The following is a 21182-nucleotide window of genomic DNA, read 5'->3' as shown; positions in this document are numbered from 1 at the left end:
AAGGACTAAAATATCATGGCTATTAGAAAATTTAGAAAACAAATGAAAGTTATAACTATAATTATCACAGTAGCTTTTGTTGTTTCTTCATTGGCATTATACATTATAAATCATATGACATATTCTTCAACTAAAAATTATGCTTTAAAAATAAATGGAAATAAAATAAAAATAGAAGATGTATTAAGAAGTAAAAATATGATATCAAACAACTTTAGAAATGAGATTGATGAAGATATAGTTGGAACATTAGCTCTAGACCAAGTAATTGAAAATGAACTTGTTCAAGAGATGGCTGATAATTTAAAGATAAAAATCTCATCTAAAGATATTAATAATGAATATAACAACTTAGAATCTAATTTTAAAGATAAAGAACAATTTAGAAGAATGTTAACAGCCCAAGGTTATACAAAGGCTTCTTTAAAGAAAGAATTAGAAAGAAGTATGAAAAGTATAAAACTTAGGGAGACAATAGGTGCTAGTGTTAGTGTAACAGATGAAGAAATAAATGAGTTTTATGAGGAAAATAAATTTACAATGTTACAAGGACTTTCATTAGAAGAAAGTAAAGACCAGATAAAAGGATATTTAATAGAAGAAAAAGCAGGAGAAGCTTATCAAAAAGAGATTGCAAAATTAAAAGAAAAAATGGTTGTTACAGAAGTTGACCCTCAATTTACAAATTATTTAGAGAAAGTAAAAGTAGAAAAAGATGGAATTACTTTTACCAATGTAGATTATAGTAAAATATATATTACATTTATTAGTAATGGACTTCCTAAAGATAAGGCTTTAGAAGAAACAGATAGATTTATAGATACACAAGTAAAAATCTTGAAAAAAGCAGAAGAATATCAAGTTAAATTAGAAGAGGGATTACCTATTTCTTTACAAGTAAAAGAAGCTTATGATGGTATTTATAGTGCTATAGAAAATAAAATAAATCCTACATCAGAAGATTTAAATAGTTATTTTGAAAAAAATAGAATGAGATATGATATACATCCATCAGTTGATGCTTATATCTCTTTTATAAAAATAGAGCCTTCTGATTTGGATAAAGCAAACTCAGAAAAAATAGCCAAAGATATATTAACTACTGTAACTCCAGAAAATTTTGCAAGTATTGCGAAAGAAAAATCTAGTTGTCCAAGTTCAGTAAATGGTGGAGAACTAGGATGGTTTACAAAAGACCAAATGGTACCTGAATTTTCTGAAGCTGCTTTCAAAGGAGAAGTTGGAAAGATATATCCAGAAGTAGTTAATACAGTTTTTGGTTCTCATATTATTTATGTAGAGGAAAAAGATGGAGATAAGGTAAAAGCTAGCCATATTTTAGTAAAAAATGAAATTTCTCAAGAAACTATTGATGCTAAGTTAAAAGAAGTTCAAGAGCAAGCTGAAAAGATTTCTAATGGAGAAATAGCTTTTAAAGATTTACCAACTGACAAATATCTAAATACTAACTTATTTACTGGAATCACAGACCAAGGTTATATTCCAGGGTTAGGATATAAAGAAATATTAACAGATGAAATATACAAAGCACCTTTAAATAAAGTTGTATATAAAAACTTAGATGGAGAAATTTTCATTTTCCAAAAAATAAATGAAATAAAAGCTAGAAAAGTAGATTTATCAGAAGTAAAAGAGAATGTTGAAAGAGATTATAAAGCTCAAAAAGCAACAGAGAAGATACAAGAGATTTTAAAATAATAAAAAGGCAACCTAAATAGGTTGCCTTTCTAATCAGGAAATTAAAATAGTTTTATTAAAATAATTGATATTTATAATAAAATATATTATAATATACTTTTGAAGATTTCTTTAGGAGAAGCTAATGAGATATAGGTCAGAAGATATAGAAAATTTATTAAGTCAATTAAGAATAGAAGAAGTAGTAGGAGATGTAATTGAATTAAAGAAAAGTGGAGCCAACTATAAGGGGCTTTGTCCTTTCCATCCAGATACAACTCCTTCATTTTCAGTTAGTCCAACTAAAAATATTTGTAAATGTTTTGTTTGTGGAGCTGGTGGAAATGCAATTAAATTTTATTCTATGTATTATAAAATTTCTTATGAAGAGGCCATTGGAGAATTAGCTAAGAAATATAATATTTCTATAAAAGAATACAAAAAAAATTTTACAAAAGAAAATGAGAATGAAAAATATTATAAGATAATGGAAGATGCACATAGATATTATCAAGATAATATTTTTGAAAATAATGGAAGAATAGCTTTAGAATATCTGAATAAAAGAGGTGTTAATCCTAAAATAATAAGAGAAAATCAGTTAGGTTATGCTTTAAATGAATGGAGTAGTCTGTATGATTATCTTGTAGTGAAGGGACATAAAAAAGAGGATATAATAGAGTTAGGGTTAGCTAAAGATGGAGAAAAAGGGGTATATGATGCCTTTAGAAATAGAATAATTTTTCCTATATATTCTATAGGTGGGAAAGTTATAGCTTTTGGAGGAAGAACTTTAGATAATAATAAAGAGATTCCAAAATATATAAACTCACCAGATACACCAATATTTAAAAAGGGAAAAAATCTTTATGGAATAAAAGATAAGGGAAATATTTTAAAGAAAAAAAATTATTCATTATTAATGGAAGGGTATATGGATGTTTTATCAGCTCATTGTTATGGGTTTGATGTGGCACTTGCTTCTTTAGGAACTGCTTTTACATATGAACAAGGGGAGTTACTAAAAAAATATACCAATAATATTATAATGTCTTTGGATATGGATAATGCTGGACAGATGGCAACAGAAAGAACAGCATTGATATTAAAAAATTTAGGATTTAATATTAGAGTTTTAAAATTGAAAAATGCCAAAGACCCTGATGAATTTTTGAAAAATTTTGGTAAAGAAGCCTTTTTAAAGGCAGTAAAAAATTCTTTAGAGATATTTGATTTTCTATATGAGATGTATTCAAAGGAATATGACTTGACAAATATAATGTCTAAAGAAAAATTTATAGAGAGATTTAAAGAGTTTTTTAAAAATGTAGAATCTACTTTAGAAAGAAGTCTTTATTTAGATAAATTATCAAAATATACAGGTATAGAAAAAAAATTATTACAAGAAACTTTAGTAGATAACAATATTTATCAAAAAAAAGAAGAGAGAAAAGAGTTTTTTTCAGAAAAAGAAAAGGAAAAAACAAGTGGTGTTAGTATATTAGAAGAAATGACTGTTGAATTGATTTTTTCACAGATAGATTTTTATAAATATTTTTCTGATAAAAATATAGAGTCATCTTTTGTGAAAAAAATATTTTATTTTTTTGAAGAAATTAGCGAAAATAAAAATATAAATTTTTTAAAAGAGTTTAAAGAATTTATAGAAAAAGAGAATTTTACAGAAGAAGAAAAAAATAAATTATTTATGATGCAATACAGAGCTTTAGATTATACAGATGATAAAAAACAACAAGAATTATTGAAGGAAATATTTAAGTCTTGGTTCATAAAAGAGATAAAGGATATAAACTCACAAATGAAAAATTTGAAATTCTCATTAGAAATAAAAAGGATAGAGATTTGTTTATATTCTGATATAAGTTTTGAGGATTTATTGGAAAAATATAAAATTTTTAGGGGGATACTAAGTGAATATAATATTTTATAAGGAGGCTTTTCAACTATGGAAGGATTAAAAGAATTAATAACAAATGAAAAAGTTCTTGCATTACTTCGTAAAGCTATTCAAGATAAGGTAGTAACTTATGAAGAAATCAATAGAGAATTAAAAGATGAACTTTCTGTTGAAAAGATTAAGCAACTAATAGAGGGAATGATTGACCAAGGAATAGAGGTAGTACTTGAAAAAGATTTAGTTGCTAAAAATAATAAAAAAATAAACTCACTACAAGAGAAAAAAATAGAAAAAGACCCATTAGATTATGTGGATTATGATGAATTTTCGGGACAAAATATATTAGATGAAGATGAGTTTGGAGATTTAGATGATTTAGACTTCCATGATTTTGATGATATGGATTTAGACGATTTTGATGATTATGGAAGAGATGATTTTTCAGATGATGATTATTATGGTGGAATAATACCAAATGAAATGGGAGTAGATGAGCCTATTAAAATGTATTTAAGAGAAATAGGACAAATCCCATTACTTAGTCATGCAGAAGAATTAGATTATGCAAAAAGAGCCTTTGAAGGTGATGAATATGCAAAACAACAATTAGTAGAAGCTAACTTAAGATTAGTTGTTAGTATTGCTAAAAAACATACAAATAGAGGTTTAAAACTTCTTGACTTAATTCAAGAGGGAAATATTGGACTTATGAAAGCTGTTGATAAATTTGAATATACAAAAGGATATAAGTTTTCAACATATGCTACTTGGTGGATAAGACAAGCTATTACAAGAGCTATAGCTGACCAAGGTAGAACAATAAGAATCCCTGTTCATATGATAGAAACTATCAATAAAATCAAAAAAGAAGCTAGGGTTTATTTACAAGAAACAGGTAGAGATGCAACTCCTGATATTATAGCTAAGAGATTAAATCTTGAAGTAGAAAAAGTAAAAGCTATTCAAGAAATGAATCAAGACCCAATCTCTTTAGAAACACCTGTTGGAAGTGAAGAGGATAGTGAATTAGGGGATTTCGTAGAGGATAATAAAATGTTAAATCCTTATGAAGAGACTAATAGAGTTTTATTAAAAGAGCAACTTAATGAGGTTCTTAACACTTTAAATAATAGAGAAAAACAAGTTCTAAGATATAGATATGGACTTGAGGATGGAGCTCCAAAAACTTTAGAAGAAGTTGGAAAAATATTTAAAGTTACAAGAGAAAGAATTAGACAAATAGAAGTTAAAGCTTTAAGAAAATTAAGACATCCTAGTAGAAGAAAGAAACTAGAAGATTTCAAACAAAAATAAGAAATAGGAGCAAAAGCTCCTATTTTTAAATAAGGAGAAAAAATGTTAATAGAAAATTTTGAAAAATTTGTATTTGAAAAATATAGAAATAATGATGAATTTGATGAATTTTTAAAAGAAAATTTAGATTTTAATGTGGAATTAGAGAGAGAAAATGATTATTTAGTTTCTAAAAGAGAAGTACAAGAGTTAGAAAATGATGATGTATTAGACTATTTAGAAGAGATAAACTTATATGAACCTCTAACAGAAGAGGAATATCAAAATTATAGTGATGAAATAGAAGAGAGTGAGGCAAGAGAAAAAATCTTAATAGATAATTTTAATGAGATAGCAAGAATTGCCCTTTATTTTGTAAGAGAGGGAGTAGAATATTTAGAGCTTATCCAAGAGGGAATAATGGGGGCTGTTGAAGCTATCAATAGATATACTTATGACAATGGAGATTTAAAAAAATATATTAAAATTTGGGCAGCTAGACAAATGGGAATATATACAGAAGAGAGATTTGAACAAATAAGACAAGAGTTTTTATTTTATTTTACAAAAACTCATATGGATGAAATTGAAATAACAAATGAGGAAAAAGAGAAAAAAATTAAAACTATTGAGAATTTATCAATAGATGATGTTTTATTTACTCTTTCATATGATGAAATAAAAGCAATAGAATATTATTTTGGGTTGGGATATGATAAAAGATATTCTGTGTTAGAAATTGAAAAAGAGATGGGATTAGAGAAGAATAAAGGGGAAGAGCTATTTAGTAAGGCTTTATCTAAAATTTCATCAAGAGATGGAAGGATGTTTTCGTTATGATATTAAATGAAATAATAAAAATTTTAGAAAAAAAATTTCCTGTAACTAATAGTGAAGAGTGGGATAATGTAGGATTATTAATAGGAAAAAGAAATAAAGAAATAAAAAATATACAAATTTCTTTAGATATAACTGACATGGTTTTAGAAAACGCAATAAAAAATAATATAGATTTAATTATTTCACATCACCCAATGATATTTTCAGGGATTAAAAGAATTAATAGTGATACAGTTTTAGGAAACAAAATAATAAAATCAATAGAAAATAATATTTCAATTTATACTCTTCATACAAATTTAGATAGTACTATTGGTGGATTAAACGATTTTGTAGGTGAAAGATTAGGTTTAATCAATGGTAAAATAATAGATGAAATAAAAGAAAATGAATGTGGAATTGGGAGAGTGTATTCATTAAAAGAAAAAGAAGATTTTAATGATTTTTTACAAAAAATAAAAGAAACTTTTTTAGAAGAAAATATAAGAGTTGTTGGTAGAGATTTAGCGTCTAAAGAGATAAAGAAAATTGCTATTGTAAATGGTGCTGGAAGCAGTTATTGGAGAAAAGCAAAAAAAATAGGTGCTGATTTATTAATAACAGGTGATGTAAAATATCACGAGGCTTTAGATGCTTTAGAAGAAAATTTTATATTGATAGATATAGGGCACTATGAAACAGAACATTTCTTTGGAAAGATAATTTTAAAAGAGTTAGAAGAGATAAAAGATGTTAATATAATTGAATTTAATGATTTACCTGTTTTTACTAAGATATAATGGAGAAAAAATGAAAAAAATAATAAAATTTTTTATAATTAATGTGTTTATATTTTCCCTTACTTTTGCAAAAGTAAATATAGAAAAAGATATTTTAAATTTTAAAGAGATAAGAAGAGTTGAAAGAGCTATAGAAAAATTAGAGAATTCTAAAAATATAAAAGTCTATTTAAATATTTTTGAAGGAGAAAATGATTTTTATACAGAAAATCCTCAAAAAGTTTTAATATTCAATATTCAAAATATAGAAACTGATGAATTAGGAATAGAATTAAAATTTTCAGAAGATTTAAATATGGAGGATAAATCTGTTGATTTAGGTATTATATTAGATAATTACAAAAAAGACCTTTATAATAGAGATTATGAAAAATATATAATAGGTGTATTGGAAGCTTTAGAAAAAGTTATACCTGAAGAGGAAAATGAAGATTCCACTAGCTAAAAAAAGAAAAGTATGATATAATAAAAAACTGTAGGTATTACAGTTAATTGCTTGATTATTCAAGAGGAAAGTCCGGGCTCCATAGAGCAAGAGGATAGCTAACGGCTATTGGAAGTAATTCTAAGGAAAGTGCAACAGAAAACAAACCGCCAGAAATGGTAAGGGTGAAAAGGCAGTGTAAGAGACTACCAAATTTTTAGGGAACTAAAAATGTTTTGTAAACCCCCTCTGGAGCAAGACTAAGAAAGAAAGGTTAAGGGCTGCTCGTCCACTTTCATGGTAAGTTGCTTGAACTTATAAGTGATTGTAAGTCTAGATAAATAATTAACTGATACAAAACCCGGCTTATGTAATGCCTAAATAAAAAAGAGGATATTGTTTTGCAATGTCCTCTTTTTATATTAAGTTTATATAAAATTATTTTCTTTTTCTAAATAACAAATAAAATAAAAATCCAAGAAAAATAAATAACACTTCAACTACTAATATATAAATTGGCCAAGGGCCAAATAAATCAAGTGGAGTAGGAGTTAAAGGTTTGTGATTTATATACATATAGTTAGTATTAAAAATTTTATTAAAATTATAAGCAACTACTGCTAAAATATTTAATCCTATGAAAGTATGGAAAATTCCTTTTTTAGTAGGACGGAAATTTAAATAAACCATTTGATATATAATCATAAATAGTATAAAGAAATGTTCTAAGAAAAATAATATTCCAAAAGGATTGGGAAAAACTACTACAGATTCTGGAAATAAAATAGCAGCTAAAGCTCCTAAAGACATATAAAAAATAATTTGAAAAGCTTTTATATTAGGTTTTATCATAAAAATTACTGCCATAAAAAAAGAAACATTACATATATGAATAGGAAAAAGAGCATATAAAGGCTCATGATTAATATAGTATCTTCCTATGTAACCAAGAATTTTTATAATTCCCATAGTAGAAGCTACTGAAATTTCAAAAAATCTACTATTTATAAATTTTCTTATATATAACAAAAAACTATAAAAAATAGTAAAAAATAAAATGTACATAATATGTTCAGTAGAAAAAAGTTTAATAAATTCCAAAATGCCTCCTTTATTTGTGAAAACCTAAGTCAGCAGGATTAATATCTCCAGATATATGAGATATCGTACCACCAATTTTTTCAAATTCTTTTCTTTTGTGAGAAACTATTTTAGAAAGTTCAATGGTTTCACTATTAATATCACTTTTTATAATTCCTTTAGACCAATAATTTATAATTAAAGTACTATCTCCAAAAATATTTAAAATATTTTCCTTAAGAGCAATGTCAAGAGCCATATCCAAAGCTTTTAATTCACCAAAATTATTTGTTTTTTCAAAACCTAAAGATAAGTTTCCAAATTCATTTATATTATCATTAGGAAAATATTCTTTTAAAATTGAAACTCCATTTTTAAAGGAAACCTTAGCTTCGACTCCTATTCCTCTACCTGTACCAGCATCAAAATATATTCCATCAATAAGAGTTTTTTCAATAAGAGCTTTTGTTTGATAAATTGCCCCATCTTCTAACCAATTTTTAGCTTCCTCATAAGTTTTAAAAGATTTGTAACGGCATTGATTATTTTCTATCTCTTTTTTACATTGGGCCCAATTATCAAAAATTTTATAAGATTTATTCTCAACATAAAAGCAAGCATAAAATTTAGAATTAGTTTTAGTAGAAGATATATTTTTTTCATTTGGATTAAGTAGATTATCTAACCAACTTTTAGCTTCTTCATAAGTTTTAAAAGATTTATAACTAGATTTTGTGCCTAAAACTTTTTTTTGACAATCACTCCAATTATCTAAAATACCATTTTCTTTTGTAGATTCTATATAATAACTATAAAATTTTTTATTCATATATACCTCACATAAAAATAATATATATTTTATCATTTATTAAAGAAAAATAAAAGAGATAAAAAATAAATACTTTAGAATGTTTATAAAAAAACACTTGCAAAAATATCTAAAATGTGGTAAAATTTCTTGTGAATTTATAAGTTTATTATCGAAAGAAGGTGAAAGAATGAAGAAAAATCTACATCCAGAATACAGAGTAGTTACAGTTGAGTGTACTTGTGGAGAAAAATTTGAAACAAGATCAACTTATGCTAAAGGAGACCTTAAAATAGCTGTATGTTCTAAATGCCATCCATTCTATACAGGAAAGGCTAAATTCTTAGATACTGCAGGAAGAGTTGACAAATTCAACAAAAAATATAATCTTAACAAATAAGGCAGGAAGAGGCAGGACTAAGGTCCTGCTTTTTTACTATATAGAACAAATTTTTTCAGGAGGAAAACTATGGCAATATTAGAAATAAAACACCCTTTAATTGAGCACAAATTAACTTACTTAAGAGACAAAAATACTGATACTAAAACTTTTAGAGAAAACTTAAATGAGATAGCAAAATTGATGATATATGAGACAACTAAAGATTTAGAATTAGAAGAAATAGAAGTAGAAACACCTATTCAAAAAACAAAAGGATATGTATTAAAAGATAAAGCAATAGCAGTAGTACCAATTTTAAGAGCTGGACTTGGAATGGTGGATGGAATTTTATCATTAATTCCTACAGCAAAAGTTGGACATATAGGAGTTTATAGAGATGAAGAAACTATGAAACCAGTATATTATTACTGTAAACTTCCATTAGATATAAAAGATAGAAAAGTAATTTTAGTAGACCCAATGTTAGCTACTGGAGGGTCAGCAATCTATGCTATAGATTATTTAAAAAATGAGGGAGTTAAAAATATAACTTTTATGTGTTTAATATCAGCTCCTGAAGGAATAGCAAAAGTACAAGAAGCTCATCCAGATGTAGATATTTACACAGCTAAAATAGATGAGAAATTAAATGAAAAATGTTATATTGTTCCAGGGTTAGGAGATTGTGGAGATAGAATATTTGGAACTAAATAAAAATGACCTTTGAAATTGTGTTTTTTTTTATAAAAAATGATTGAAAAAAAATATATAAAGTGTTAAAATATAACCAAAATAAGTTAAAAAAAATAAAAAATAGAAAGATAGGAGAGGGCTTATGACACAATTGAAAATAACAGAGACATCTCTAAGAGATGGGGCACAATCATTAATAGCTACAAGATTAACAACAGCAGAAATTTTGCCTATAATAGAAAAAATGGATCAAGCTGGATTCTATTCTATGGAAGTATGGGGAGGAGCTACATTTGATTCTTGTATAAGATTCTTAAATGAAGACCCTTGGGAAAGATTAAGAGCTATAAGAGCTAAAGTAAAAAACACAAAATTACAAATGTTAATAAGAGGACAAAACTTATTAGGATACAGACATTATTCAGATGATGTAGTAGAAGAGTTTGTAAAAAAATCTTTAGAAAATGGTATAGATATCATAAGAGCTTTTGATGCATTAAATGATTTTAGGAATTTAAAAACTACAATAAAAGCAATAAAAAAATATAAAGGACATTGTCAAGGATGTATCGCTTATACTACTAGTGAGGTTCATACAATAGATTATTATGTAAAAAAAGTAAAAGAGCTAGAAAAAATGGGAGTAGATTCTATTTGTATAAAAGATATGGCTGGAATATTATTACCTGATACAGGATATGACTTAATAACAGCTATAAAAGAAAAATGTTCTTTACCATTAGAATTACATACTCATTGTACAAGTGGAATAGCTCAAATATTATATGCAAATGCTATAGAAGCTGGAGTAGATATAATAGACACAGCAATGTCTCCATTCTCAGGAGGAACATCTCAACCAGCTACAGAGGTCTTTGCTGAAATATTAAAAGATACAGAAAGAGATCCTAAATTAAATATGGAAGTATTAGGGGAGATAGCTGATTACTTAAAAGGAATAATAGAAAAATATAGAAAAAACGGTATATTAAATCCAAGAGTAATGGAAACAGAACCAAAAGCATTGGTATATCAAGTTCCAGGAGGAATGTTATCTAACTTAATGTCTCAATTATCTCAACAAAATGCTATGGATAAATATGAAGAGGTATTAAGAGAGATACCAAAAGTAAGAAAAGATTTAGGATATCCACCATTAGTAACACCAATGTCACAAATGGTAGGAACACAAGCTGTATTTAATGTATTATTAAAACAAAGATATAAAGTAGTACCAAAAGAGATAAAAGATTATGTAAGAGGATTATATGGAAAAAGTCCAGCTCCAATAGATAAAGAGATACAAAAAATAATTATTGGAGATGAAGTACCAAGTACATGTAGACCAGCTGATAAAATAGCTCCAGAATTAGAAAAATTAAAAGAAGAAATAGGAAGCTTAGCAAAATCAACAGAAGATGTATTAAGTTATGCTCTATTCCCTGAATATGCTAAAAAATTCTTGGAAAATAGAGGAAAACCACAAGTAGAAGAACCAGTGAAACCAATGGAAGAAACAATCCAAGAAAAAGATACAAAAGAAATTCAGGAGGAACCAATGTTAAGAGCTTACAGAGTAAATGTAAACGGAAAATCTTATGAAGTGGAGGTAGAAGAAATAGGAGCTCAGGCTACAACAGCACCTGTACAACCTAAAGCAGCACCAGCTCCAGTAGCACCAGCACCTACACCAAAATCAGAACCTACACCAACACCTGCACCAGCTCCTACAGTATCAGCTAGCGGAGAAATTGTTGAGGCTCCAATGCCAGGAACAATAGTTGATATAAAAGTAAAAGTTGGAGATTCAGTAAAAGAGGGAGATTTAGTTGCTGTAATAGAAGCAATGAAAATGGAAACAGATTTATACTCTACAAAAACAGGAGTAGTAAAAGCTATTAATGCAGGAAAAGGAGCTCAAGTAAATACTGGAGACGCAATAATTACTTTCTAATTTAAAAAATCAAAATTCTTTCAGTATTTATTACTGAAAGAATTTTTTTATTTGAAAATCTAATTTATATATTTATAAAATAAAAATATAATATTTTGAGAAATTAATAAAAATAAAAAATGTTTTTAATATTTATAGATAAAGATTATTTAAAATAGATACTATAAAAGAGAAATTTCTAGATAAAGTTGATGAGAAAAAAATTTATATTTATATAATTAATATGAGGATAAAAAAGAGAGGATAATACTAATGAATAGAAAAACTCAAATTAAATTTTTTTTAAATATATTTTACCACCTATTTTAATTATTATTTTTTTGGATATATAATTATATAAAAATGGAAAAAGTTCCTCATTTAAATTTTGGACTTTTTATAATTTTCTTAGGTTTCTTTTTTATAACTAGCTTTTTTTGGGCAATGACAGAAACTGTTTAAGTTAGTCTTGAAAACTTTATTAATTCAAATTTAAAAGAAAAAATAGTATTTATTTTAATAATTTTAATTCTTATTTTTCTTTATAAATCTACAAATAAAATTTAATTATATAAATTTTATAAAATAAAAAAGGAGAATAATTATGGGCGAAAGAATATATGATGTTATTGTAATTGGAGGGGGACCTTCAGGTTTAACTTCTGGAATATATGGAGGAAGAGCAAAATTAGATGTATTAATTATTGATAAAGATGATTTTGGAGGACAAATAAAATTAACTGATGAAGTTGTTAATTATCCAGGAATAAACTCTATAAAAGGTAAAGAAATTGTAGAAATGATGAAAAAACAAACTCAAAAATTTGGAGTGAGTTTTGTACATGATGAAGTTATAAAATTAGAATTAGATGGAGATATAAAAAAAGTTATTACAAAATTAGGAGAATATAAAGGACTAAGTATAATAATAGCTAGTGGAATAACTCATAAAAAATTAAATTTTATTGGGGAAGATGAATTTTTAGGAAAAGGGGTTAGTTATTGTGCTATTTGTGATGGAGAATTTTTTAAAGATAAAGATATTTTTGTTGTAGGGGCCGGATTCGTAGCAGCAGAGGAATCAATATTTTTAACAAGATATGGAAAGAAAGTACATATATTAGCAAGAGAACCAGAATTTACTTGTGCTAAAACAATTGCTGATAAAGTATTAAAAAATCCTAAAATAGAAGTTAAATTTAATACAGAAATTATTAGTGCTGAAGGAGATAATCTTCTTAGAAAAATAAAAATGAAAAATAATGTTACTGGAGAGATAACAGAAGTTGTTTCAGAAAATAATGAAAATATAGGTTTATTTATTTTTATAGGCTTTGTTCCACAAACAGATATTTATAAAGGAATAATAGAATTAACTGAAGAGGGATATATAAAAACAAATGAATATATGGAAACTAATGTGGAAAGAGTTTATGCTGTAGGGGATATTAGACCAAAAGAGTTAAGACAGTTAGTTACAGCAGTATCAGATGGAGGAACAGCAATCTCAAGAATAGAAAAATATATTTTTGAATTGAGAAATAAATTAAATCTTCCAAAAGTAGAAAGAGAAGATGATGATTTAGAAGAAAATGGAATTTTAGATAATAATATGAAGAAACAAATTGTAGAACTTACAAAAAGATTTAAAACTTCACTAAATCTTGTAATGGTAAAAGGTGAAGATTTAGAGAAAAGTAGGGCTTTGGAAGAATTACTTAGAGAACTAAGCAGTTTAACTGAAAAAATAAAAGTTTTTGTATATGAAAGAAGTTCTCCAGAAATAAATGAAAAATTTCTTTTAGAAAGATTGCCAGCAGTATTTATTTTAAATAAAGACAATGAATATTCTAGAATAAAATATTCTACAATTCCTTTAGAACATGAATTAAATTCTTTTATGCAAGCTTTATATAATATAGCTGGTCCTGGTGATGAAGTAAAAGAAGAGTTGTTGGAAAGAATAGATAAGATAGAAAAGAAAATAAATGTACAAATAGGAGTTTCATTGAAATGCACTAGATGTCCAGATACAGTTCAAGCTACTCAATTTATTGTTTCAAGAAATAAAAATGTATCAGTTGAAATAATAGATGTATTAACACATAAAGAATTTAAAAAGAAACATGATATAGTAGGAGTTCCTGCTATAGTGGTAAATGAAAAAAATATCTATTTTGGTCAAATGTCATTAGAAGAAATGATAGAGATTCTAGAAAAACAATAGAATAAAAATATTAGAGGAGTTATTGTACTTAATAATAAATTAAATTGAGAACAATAACTCTTTTATTTAACTTAATATAAATCTAATTTTTAATTATAAAATTTTTTTACTTTTTATAAATTTAGAATAAACATAAATAATTTTTTTAATGTAATAATTATTTATAAATTTTCAAAAAAATATTTTGAAAATCAAAAAAAAGTATTGACAAATTATTTAATAGTTGCTATAATAAATTTGTAATCAATACAAATAACAATAAATTTTAAATAGGAGGAAGATTATGTCTTTAATAGGAAAAAAAGTTGAAGAATTTAAAGTGAAAGCGTACCAAAATGGAGATTTTATAGAGATAACAAATGAATCAATGAAAGGGAAATGGGCTGCAGTAGTATTCTATCCAGCTGACTTTACTTTCGTATGTCCAACAGAGTTAGAAGATTTAGCTAATTTATATGAAGAATTTAAAAAAGAAGGATGTGAAGTATATTCAGTTTCAACAGATACAGAGTTTGTTCACAAAGCTTGGCATGATACTTCTGAAAGAATTAAAAAAGTTCAATATCCAATGATAGCTGACCCAACAGGAAAATTATCAAGAGCTTTTGAAGTTATGATTGAAGAAGAAGGATTAGCATTAAGAGGAAGTTTCATTATAGATCCAGAAGGAGTTATCCAAGCTTATGAAGTTCATGCTAATGGAATAGGAAGAGAAGCTAGTGAATTATTAAGAAAATTACAAGCAGCTAAATTTGTAAGAGAACATGGAGAGGTTTGTCCAGCTAAATGGAAACCAGGAAAAGAAAGTTTAAAACCATCAATTGACTTAGTTGGAAAACTTTAAGATTTAAAAAGATGTTGCTTTTTTAAGTAACATCTTTTCTTTATAGAGGAGGGAATATGGAAAAAATTTACGATATGATTGTAATAGGAGGAGGTCCAGCTGGACTTACAGCTGGAATATATGGTGGGAGAGCCAAGTTAGATGTTCTTATTATAGAAAAAGAAGAAAAAGGTGGACAGATAAAAATAACTAGTGAAGTTGTTAACTTTCCAGGAATAAAAGAGATTTCTGGAAGTGAGTTAGTTGATAAAATAAAAGAACAAGCTAAAAATTTTAAAAATGATTTTGTTCAAGATGAAGTTATTGATATGAATTTAGAAGATGATATAAAAGTCATAAAAACAAAATCAGGAAAAGAATACAAAGGATTATCAGTTGTTATAGCAACAGGAGCTTCTCCAAGAAAATTAAATTTTCCTGGAGAAATAGAATATTCAGGTAGAGGAGTAGCATATTGTGCTACATGTGATGGAGAATTTTTCACAGGATTAGATGTATTTGTAATAGGTGGAGGATTTGCTGCAGCTGAAGAAGCTATATTTTTAACTAAATATGCTAAAAAAGTTCATGTTATAGTTAGAGAACCAGATTTTACTTGTGCCAGAACAATAGCTGATAAAGTTTTAGCTCATCCAAAAATAGATGTTAGGTTTAATACAGAAGTTGTAGAGGCTACAGGAGATAAATTTTTAAGAAAAATACTTTTAAAAAATAATATTACTAACGAAACTGAAGAATTTATTCCTGAAGATGGAGAAACATTTGGAATATTTATTTTTGTTGGATATGAACCTCAAAGCAAAATTTTTAAAGACCACATAGAAATAGATAAACAAGGATTTATTTTAACAAATGAAGATTTAATGACTAGTACATCAGGAGTATATGCTATAGGAGATATTAGACCTAAAAAATTAAGACAAGTTGTTACAGCAGTTTCAGATGGAGCTATAGCTTCTAGTAATATAGAAAAATATGTTTTTGAACTTAGAGAAAAATTAGGATTGAAAAAAGAAGAGAAAATAGAAGAAAAAGAAGTTGAAAGTGAAGAAAGAAAAGAAATGTTAGATGAAAATCTAAAAGAACAACTAAGAGAAGTAACTAAGGTATTCCAAAATAAAATAGAATTAGCTGTAATAAAAGGTGAAGATTTAGAAGAAACTTCTGATATAATTCAAATGGCAAAAGAGATTGGAAGTACAAATGATAAAATTCAAGTTAAAATTTATGAAAAAACAGATATAGAATTAGCACAAAAAGGTATTGATTTAGAAAAATTACCTGCTATTGCTATATTAAATGATAAAGGGGAATTTTCAAGAATAAAATATACAACTGTTCCTACAGGACATGAATTAAATTCATTTATTTTAGCTATGTATAATGTATCAGGACCAGGACAAAAAATAAGTGATTCATTAATTGAAAGAATATCTAAAATAGATAAAAAATTAAATATAAAAATAGGAATTTCATTAAATTGTACTAGATGTCCTGAGACAGTTCAATCAACTCAAAGAATAGCTGTTGAAAATCCAAATGTTGAAGTAGAAGTAATAGATGTATTTGCTCACAAAGATTTCAAGAAAAAATATGATATATTAAGTGTACCAGCAATGGTTATAAATGATAAAGACCTTCGTTTTGGAAAATTATCAATAGAAGAAGTTGTGGATATATTAGAAAAAATATAAATTAAATATTTCAAAATAAGATGGGTGTTACAAATTAATTTGTAACACCTTCTTTATTTTTAATCTTATCTTACTTTAATATGATAAATTTTCCCAAAATTATCAACTCAAGTTAGAAAGTTGCTATTACAGAACCTTTATATTTTTCATTTATAAATTTTTTAATATTTTCAGTTCTAAGTTCATCAACTAAAGTTTTTACCTCAGAATCATTTAAATTTTCATCTCTAACAGCTACAACATTGGCATAAGGAGATTCAGCTCCTTCAATGGCAATAGAATCTTTTATAGGGTCTAAATTAGCTTGAAGAGCATAGTTACAATTTATAACAGCCACATCAACATCTTTTATTACACGAGGAAGTTGAGGAGCTTCAATAGATTTGAATTTTAATTTTTTAGGATTTTTTATGATATCAAATTCAGTAGCACTAAGGTCTGTAGGGTCTTTTAAAGTAATAATTCCTTTATTATGAAGAAGTAATAAAGCTCTTCCACCATTTGTAGGGTCACTAGGAATAGCTATAACTCCACCTTTTTTTATTTCATCTAATGATTTATATTTGTCAGAAAATACAGCTATTGGAGAGATAAAAATTCCTTCCCCAATTTGAGAAATTTTTAAATTTCTCTCTGTTTTAAATTTTTCAAGATAAGGTGTATGTTGGAAAAAGTTTGCATCTAAATCTCCATCAGCTAAAGCTAAATTAGGAGTAACATATTCATTAAATTCAATAATTTCTAAATCTATTCCTTTTTCTTTTAATTGAGGTTTTACAGCCTCTAAAATTTCAGCATGAGGAACAGGTGAAGCTCCTACTTTAAGAGTCTTAGAAAATGAATAATTTCCTAGTAGAGAAAAAGCCACAAGTGTTGTAAATAATTTTTTTGATAAGTTTGTCATATTATCATCTCCTTAAAATTTTTTAAATTATAAAAAATATCACTCTTAATAAAAAATCTCTAAATTTTTCATCAAGAAAATTTAGAGATATAAGGAATAGATTATTAATCTAAACCATCTACATGGAATTAGCACCACACTTTACAAAGTAGGTTGCTGAAACATCATAGGGCCAGTCCCTCAGTTTCTCTTGATGGATATTTTTTATTTTGTGTATGATATAATAAAAAAATAGATTTGTCAACTATTTTTTTTATTTTTTCTTTATGCTATAATAAAGTTGGAATTACATACAATGAGGTGATAAAAATGAACAAGATATTTCAGATGTCTGAACGATATAGGGTAGGTCTAATTTTAGCTGTTGTTGGAGGTTATTTAGATGCCTATACTTATATATGTAGAGGAAAAGTTTTTGCTAATGCTCAAACAGGAAACATAGTTTTATTTGGAATAAATCTCATAGAGAAAAGATGGGAAAGTGCTTTAGAATATTTTACTCCTATAATGGCTTTTGTGATTGGAGTTCTTTTGTCAGAGTTTTTTAGAAAAAAATATAATAAAGAATTTTTACATTGGCGACAAAGTATATTATTATTGGAGATGATAATTTTAATAATAGTAGCTTTTATTCCTATTGGAGATTTAGATATTTTAGCAAATGTATTAATATCTTTTGTGTGTTCACTTCAGGTAGAGTCTTTTAGGAAGTTTAGAGGTAAAGCCTATGCTTCAACTATGTGTACAGGAAATTTGAGAAGTGCAAGTGAAGCTCTTTATAAATCTTTGGTAATAAAAAATAAAGAAGATTTAAAAAGTAGTATGAATTACTTTGGAATTATAACTTTTTTTATAATAGGTGGAATGATAGGAGCTATTATTACAAAGAAATATTTAGAAAAATCTGTCCTTTTTTCTGTAATTGGATTAATGATAGTTTTTATAATGATGTTTATAAATTACGATAAAGAAAAAATATAAAAAGAAATCAATTATGATTTCTTTTTTTTTATAAGTTTATATATTACTATTGTAATTTTAATATTGATAAATTATAATGAAAAAAAATAATAATGTTATGAAATAAAAAATAAAAATTATTTATATATTGACTTTTTAAGGAAATATATAGTATAATTTTTTTTGTTCGTAGAAAATATGTTTTTTTATTTTATAATAATGTTATGAAAAGAATAAAAAGGAGTTTTTTATGGGAAGAAAATTAAAGTTCACAAGAGAGGAAATATTAAATAAAGCATACGAAATTTTAGTAAGAGAGGGAATGAAAAAAATCTCAGCTAGAACAATAGCCAACGAGTTGGGAATATCTACTATAGGTGTCTACTCTAATTTCAAATCAATGTCAGATTTAAAAAATGAACTTTCATTACTTGCTAAAAACAAACTACTGGATAAAGTAAAAATTAATTATACAGAACTTGGACTTTTAAATATAGGAATAGGAATTTGTCTTTTTGCTAAAGAGGAAAAAGCTTTATTCAGAGCTATATTTATGAGAGAGAATTTATCAGAAGAATTTTTAAATGAAATTACTAGAGATTTGATAAATTTAGTTTATAAAGGATTTAAAGAAAGTGACAAATATAATGTTTTAAAAGATAGTACTATCAATTGGATGATAAGAAAAGGTTGGTGGTACACTCACGGATTTGCTTGTTTAATTTGTTCAGGATTTTATAATCCAACTTATGAAATGATTGAAAGTGAGCTTCGTGAAGTTGGTTATCTTATTTTAAAACAAGCTATGAAAATAAATTCAGAAAAATAATAAAAAATTATATAAATCAAGGAGAAAAAAATGAAAAAAACACTTATGTTAATGGCTTTAATAGCTTCAGTAAATGTTTATGCTGGAAGTATTGACTACTTAGCTCAACAAGACGCTGAATATTTTGCCCACGCTTCAATGACAGGAAAAATTGGAACATCAGGAGCTTTCTATAATCCGGCTGGAACAGCTTTTATGGAAGATGGACTTTATGTAAAAGTAAACACTCAAACAGTATTTAAAGATTATACTATGAATACAAATACTATAGATGTATCAACAGGAAATCCAATAAGAGATTCCCACAATAGTGATTATCCATCAGTAATGGTTCCAAGTATTCAAATAGTAAAAAAAGATGGAGATAGAAGTTATTTCTTACATGGTGGTATAGCTGCTGGTGGAGGAAGTTTAAAATATGATAATGGAATATCAGCTTTTGAAGTTATTGGAGAAGGAATAGAAAAAACTTTTAGAGAAAAATTACCAAACACAACAGTAGATTATTTAGGAGGAAGTAAAGTAAAAGGTTCATCTTTTTATTATAATTTAAACTTAGGAATGGCTCAAAAGGTTAATGAAAAATTCTCTGTTGCTGGAGGAGTTAGATTTATTTATGCAACAAGAGCTTTAGAAGGAACAGGACATTATAATTTAGATTTAGACGGAAATGGTCCTATTCCAGCTGGAAAAGTAGATGTTAGTTTAGATTCAGAAAGAGAAGCCTATGGAATTGGTTGGTTAGTAGGATTTAACTATCAACCAATAGAAAGATTAAATATTGGTTTTAAATATGAAAGTGAAATTCAATTAGATTTTGAAGCTAAAAATGGAATGAATGGATTAAAAGTAAATTCTCCAATAAAAGAAGAGGATATATATGAAAATTTAGCAGGAAATCCTATAGTAAGAGAATGGTTAGTAGATGGATATAGAAACTTACCAGCAATGATGTCATTAGGAATTTCTTATGATGTTAATGATAAACTTACATTACTTACAAGTGGAAACTATTATTTTATAGAAGATGCTAACGATAGTAATGCTTATGCTCATTACACAAACGGATATGAAGCATCAGTTGGATTTGATTATAAACTAAATGAACAATATACTTTAATGGCTGGATATCAATACACAAATACAGGAGCTAATGAAGATACATACAAAGATACTGACTATGCTTTAGATGCTCATATGTATAGTATAGGACTTAAATATACTCCAAATGAAACTAGAACATATACAATAGCTTATTCATATGTAGATTATATTGATGGAACTTCAAAAGAGCATGGAACAACATTTGAAAAACAAGTTCATGCTATTGGATTAGCTGCTGAATTTAAATTATAATAAAAACTTGACAAATAAAACATAAAGTTATACAATACTTTTGAAAAAATTAAATAGATAACTTACTAGGGGAGCCAAAAAGGCTGAGAGGAGGTTCGACCTCGACTCTTATTACTTGAACCAGATAATGCTGGCGAAAGGAAGTAAAATTATTCCTCAGAAAGAGGCTTTGACTATTAAGTTATTTAAGAGGAAAATTTTATAAGAAGATTTATCCCTAGTAGATTTCTACTAGGGATTTTTTTATAGAAAAATTTTTGAGAAAGGAGGAAAATTTATGAAAATAATTTTAAATGGTGTTGAAGAGGAAATAGAAAAAGAAATTATTTTAAAAGAATTTATTGAAAAAACTTCAATAGAGAAAAATATAACTCTTTCTGGAGCAGTGGTTTTAATAAATGATAATCTTATTAAAAAAGATAATTGGCAAGATGTGACTATAAAAGAAAATGATGTTGTAGAAGTTCTAGTTTTTGTTTCTGGTGGATAAGAAAAAATATGTATATGAATAAAAATAAAA

19 protein-coding genes, 1 other RNA gene and 2 riboswitches are annotated in these 21182 nt (G+C 26.4%); of the genes, 17 read left to right on the top strand and 3 right to left on the bottom strand.

The features are described 5' to 3' along the window. Positions 1–15 precede the first annotated feature (15 nt). The 7 genes from HF862_RS03660 to rnpB all read left to right on the top strand — a co-directional run bounded on the left by HF862_RS03660 (position 16) and on the right by rnpB (position 7336). Positions 16–1719: a peptidylprolyl isomerase gene (locus HF862_RS03660; protein ID WP_170186575.1), complete on the top strand. Its 1704-nt coding sequence runs from the start codon at positions 16–18 to the stop codon at positions 1717–1719. A gap of 124 nt (positions 1720–1843) precedes the next feature. Further along, entirely contained in the window at positions 1844–3649 is a 1806-nt protein-coding gene (gene dnaG / locus HF862_RS03655) for a DNA primase (RefSeq protein WP_170186574.1), read from the top strand. A gap of 15 nt (positions 3650–3664) precedes the next feature. Beyond that, positions 3665–4930, top strand: a complete 1266-nt coding sequence (gene rpoD, locus HF862_RS03650; RefSeq protein ID WP_170186573.1) for an RNA polymerase sigma factor RpoD — start codon at positions 3665–3667, stop codon at positions 4928–4930. Between the two features lie 42 nt (positions 4931–4972). Next, positions 4973–5749, top strand: a complete 777-nt coding sequence (locus HF862_RS03645) for a sigma factor (RefSeq protein WP_170186572.1) — start codon at positions 4973–4975, stop codon at positions 5747–5749. After that, positions 5746–6528, top strand: coding sequence for a Nif3-like dinuclear metal center hexameric protein (locus tag HF862_RS03640; protein ID WP_170186571.1), 783 nt, complete (start codon positions 5746–5748; stop codon positions 6526–6528). The genes HF862_RS03645 and HF862_RS03640 overlap by 4 nt, the downstream gene beginning before the upstream one ends. A 10-nt stretch (positions 6529–6538) precedes the next feature. Further along, a complete protein-coding gene (locus HF862_RS03635; RefSeq protein WP_170186570.1) occupies positions 6539–6973 on the top strand; it encodes a hypothetical protein in 435 nt (144 codons plus the stop codon). Positions 6974–7004: 31 nt separating this feature from the next. Then, positions 7005–7336, top strand: an RNA gene (gene rnpB / locus HF862_RS03630) — RNase P RNA component class A. Positions 7337–7390: 54 nt separating this feature from the next. Here rnpB and HF862_RS03625 read toward each other — a convergent pair. Further along, entirely contained in the window at positions 7391–8053 is a 663-nt protein-coding gene (locus HF862_RS03625; RefSeq protein ID WP_170186569.1) for a TIGR02206 family membrane protein, read from the bottom strand. 10 nt (positions 8054–8063) lie between these two features. Continuing rightward, positions 8064–8861 carry a ribonuclease H family protein gene (locus HF862_RS03620; RefSeq protein ID WP_170186568.1) on the bottom strand — a complete coding sequence of 266 codons (798 nt, stop codon included), beginning with the start codon at positions 8859–8861 and terminating at the stop codon, positions 8064–8066. Between the two features lie 169 nt (positions 8862–9030). Here HF862_RS03620 and rpmE point away from each other — a divergent pair, with 169 nt between their 5' ends. From rpmE to HF862_RS03590, 6 genes are all read left to right on the top strand, one after another. After that, positions 9031–9240 carry a 50S ribosomal protein L31 gene (rpmE, locus tag HF862_RS03615; RefSeq protein ID WP_170186567.1) on the top strand — a complete coding sequence of 70 codons (210 nt, stop codon included), beginning with the start codon at positions 9031–9033 and terminating at the stop codon, positions 9238–9240. A 69-nt stretch (positions 9241–9309) separates the two neighbouring features. Further along, positions 9310–9936 (top strand): uracil phosphoribosyltransferase, encoded by a 627-nt coding sequence (gene upp / locus HF862_RS03610; protein WP_170186566.1) that lies wholly within the window; start codon positions 9310–9312, stop codon positions 9934–9936. A 121-nt stretch (positions 9937–10057) separates the two neighbouring features. Beyond that, positions 10058–11869: an oxaloacetate decarboxylase subunit alpha gene (locus tag HF862_RS03605; protein ID WP_170186565.1), complete on the top strand. Its 1812-nt coding sequence runs from the start codon at positions 10058–10060 to the stop codon at positions 11867–11869. Between the two features lie 583 nt (positions 11870–12452). Beyond that, positions 12453–14075 carry an FAD-dependent oxidoreductase gene (locus tag HF862_RS03600; RefSeq protein ID WP_170186564.1) on the top strand — a complete coding sequence of 541 codons (1623 nt, stop codon included), beginning with the start codon at positions 12453–12455 and terminating at the stop codon, positions 14073–14075. A 283-nt stretch (positions 14076–14358) separates the two neighbouring features. Beyond that, positions 14359–14919, top strand: coding sequence for an alkyl hydroperoxide reductase subunit C (gene ahpC / locus HF862_RS03595; protein WP_170186563.1), 561 nt, complete (start codon positions 14359–14361; stop codon positions 14917–14919). A 56-nt stretch (positions 14920–14975) separates the two neighbouring features. Further along, positions 14976–16613: an FAD-dependent oxidoreductase gene (locus HF862_RS03590; protein WP_170186562.1), complete on the top strand. Its 1638-nt coding sequence runs from the start codon at positions 14976–14978 to the stop codon at positions 16611–16613. Positions 16614–16725: 112 nt separating this feature from the next. Here the strand turns inward: HF862_RS03590 and HF862_RS03585 are convergent, their stop codons facing one another. After that, the gene (locus HF862_RS03585) at positions 16726–17517 is read right to left on the bottom strand and encodes a MetQ/NlpA family ABC transporter substrate-binding protein (protein WP_170186561.1); all 792 of its coding nucleotides are present in this window, start codon (positions 17515–17517) and stop codon (positions 16726–16728) included. A 111-nt stretch (positions 17518–17628) separates the two neighbouring features. After that, positions 17629–17717: riboswitch (SAM riboswitch) on the bottom strand. 109 nt (positions 17718–17826) lie between these two features. On the opposite strand from HF862_RS03585, the gene HF862_RS03580 reads away from it, so the two are divergent. The 4 genes from HF862_RS03580 (at position 17827) to thiS (ending at position 21152) form a co-directional block, all read left to right on the top strand. Then, positions 17827–18498 (top strand): YoaK family protein, encoded by a 672-nt coding sequence (locus tag HF862_RS03580; protein ID WP_170186560.1) that lies wholly within the window; start codon positions 17827–17829, stop codon positions 18496–18498. A gap of 229 nt (positions 18499–18727) precedes the next feature. Next, positions 18728–19306, top strand: coding sequence for a TetR/AcrR family transcriptional regulator (locus HF862_RS03575; protein ID WP_170186559.1), 579 nt, complete (start codon positions 18728–18730; stop codon positions 19304–19306). Positions 19307–19336: 30 nt separating this feature from the next. Continuing rightward, the gene (locus HF862_RS03570) at positions 19337–20662 is read left to right on the top strand and encodes an OmpP1/FadL family transporter (RefSeq protein ID WP_170186558.1); all 1326 of its coding nucleotides are present in this window, start codon (positions 19337–19339) and stop codon (positions 20660–20662) included. A 57-nt stretch (positions 20663–20719) separates the two neighbouring features. Next, positions 20720–20821: riboswitch (TPP riboswitch) on the top strand. A gap of 118 nt (positions 20822–20939) precedes the next feature. Next, positions 20940–21152 (top strand): sulfur carrier protein ThiS, encoded by a 213-nt coding sequence (gene thiS / locus HF862_RS03565; RefSeq protein WP_170186557.1) that lies wholly within the window; start codon positions 20940–20942, stop codon positions 21150–21152. Positions 21153–21182 lie beyond the last annotated feature (30 nt).

The organism is Fusobacterium sp. FSA-380-WT-3A (assembly GCF_012843705.1).
Lineage (GTDB): Bacteria > Fusobacteriota > Fusobacteriia > Fusobacteriales > Fusobacteriaceae > Fusobacterium_B.
The sequence above is the reverse complement of the archived record's forward strand: the minus strand, read 5'-3'. Positions and strand labels throughout refer to the sequence as shown.

Bases quoted from the DNA above. Each gene is read 5' to 3' on its own strand.
- dnaG (WP_170186574.1), top strand. From the start codon at position 1,844: ATGAGATATAGGTCAGAAGATATAGAAAATTTATTAAGTCAATTAAGA.
- HF862_RS03640 (WP_170186571.1), top strand. From the start codon at position 5,746: ATGATATTAAATGAAATAATAAAAATTTTAGAAAAAAAATTTCCTGTA.
- HF862_RS03585 (WP_170186561.1), bottom strand. From the start codon at position 17,517: ATGACAAACTTATCAAAAAAATTATTTACAACACTTGTGGCTTTTTCT.
- HF862_RS03660 (WP_170186575.1), top strand. From the start codon at position 16: ATGGCTATTAGAAAATTTAGAAAACAAATGAAAGTTATAACTATAATT.
- HF862_RS03635 (WP_170186570.1), top strand. From the start codon at position 6,539: ATGAAAAAAATAATAAAATTTTTTATAATTAATGTGTTTATATTTTCC.
- HF862_RS03620 (WP_170186568.1), bottom strand. From the start codon at position 8,861: ATGAATAAAAAATTTTATAGTTATTATATAGAATCTACAAAAGAAAAT.
- HF862_RS03580 (WP_170186560.1), top strand. From the start codon at position 17,827: ATGAACAAGATATTTCAGATGTCTGAACGATATAGGGTAGGTCTAATT.
- rpmE (WP_170186567.1), top strand. From the start codon at position 9,031: ATGAAGAAAAATCTACATCCAGAATACAGAGTAGTTACAGTTGAGTGT.
- thiS (WP_170186557.1), top strand. From the start codon at position 20,940: ATGAAAATAATTTTAAATGGTGTTGAAGAGGAAATAGAAAAAGAAATT.
- HF862_RS03600 (WP_170186564.1), top strand. From the start codon at position 12,453: ATGGGCGAAAGAATATATGATGTTATTGTAATTGGAGGGGGACCTTCA.
- HF862_RS03590 (WP_170186562.1), top strand. From the start codon at position 14,976: ATGGAAAAAATTTACGATATGATTGTAATAGGAGGAGGTCCAGCTGGA.
- HF862_RS03605 (WP_170186565.1), top strand. From the start codon at position 10,058: ATGACACAATTGAAAATAACAGAGACATCTCTAAGAGATGGGGCACAA.
- HF862_RS03645 (WP_170186572.1), top strand. From the start codon at position 4,973: ATGTTAATAGAAAATTTTGAAAAATTTGTATTTGAAAAATATAGAAAT.
- HF862_RS03575 (WP_170186559.1), top strand. From the start codon at position 18,728: ATGGGAAGAAAATTAAAGTTCACAAGAGAGGAAATATTAAATAAAGCA.
- HF862_RS03570 (WP_170186558.1), top strand. From the start codon at position 19,337: ATGAAAAAAACACTTATGTTAATGGCTTTAATAGCTTCAGTAAATGTT.
- ahpC (WP_170186563.1), top strand. From the start codon at position 14,359: ATGTCTTTAATAGGAAAAAAAGTTGAAGAATTTAAAGTGAAAGCGTAC.
- upp (WP_170186566.1), top strand. From the start codon at position 9,310: ATGGCAATATTAGAAATAAAACACCCTTTAATTGAGCACAAATTAACT.
- rpoD (WP_170186573.1), top strand. From the start codon at position 3,665: ATGGAAGGATTAAAAGAATTAATAACAAATGAAAAAGTTCTTGCATTA.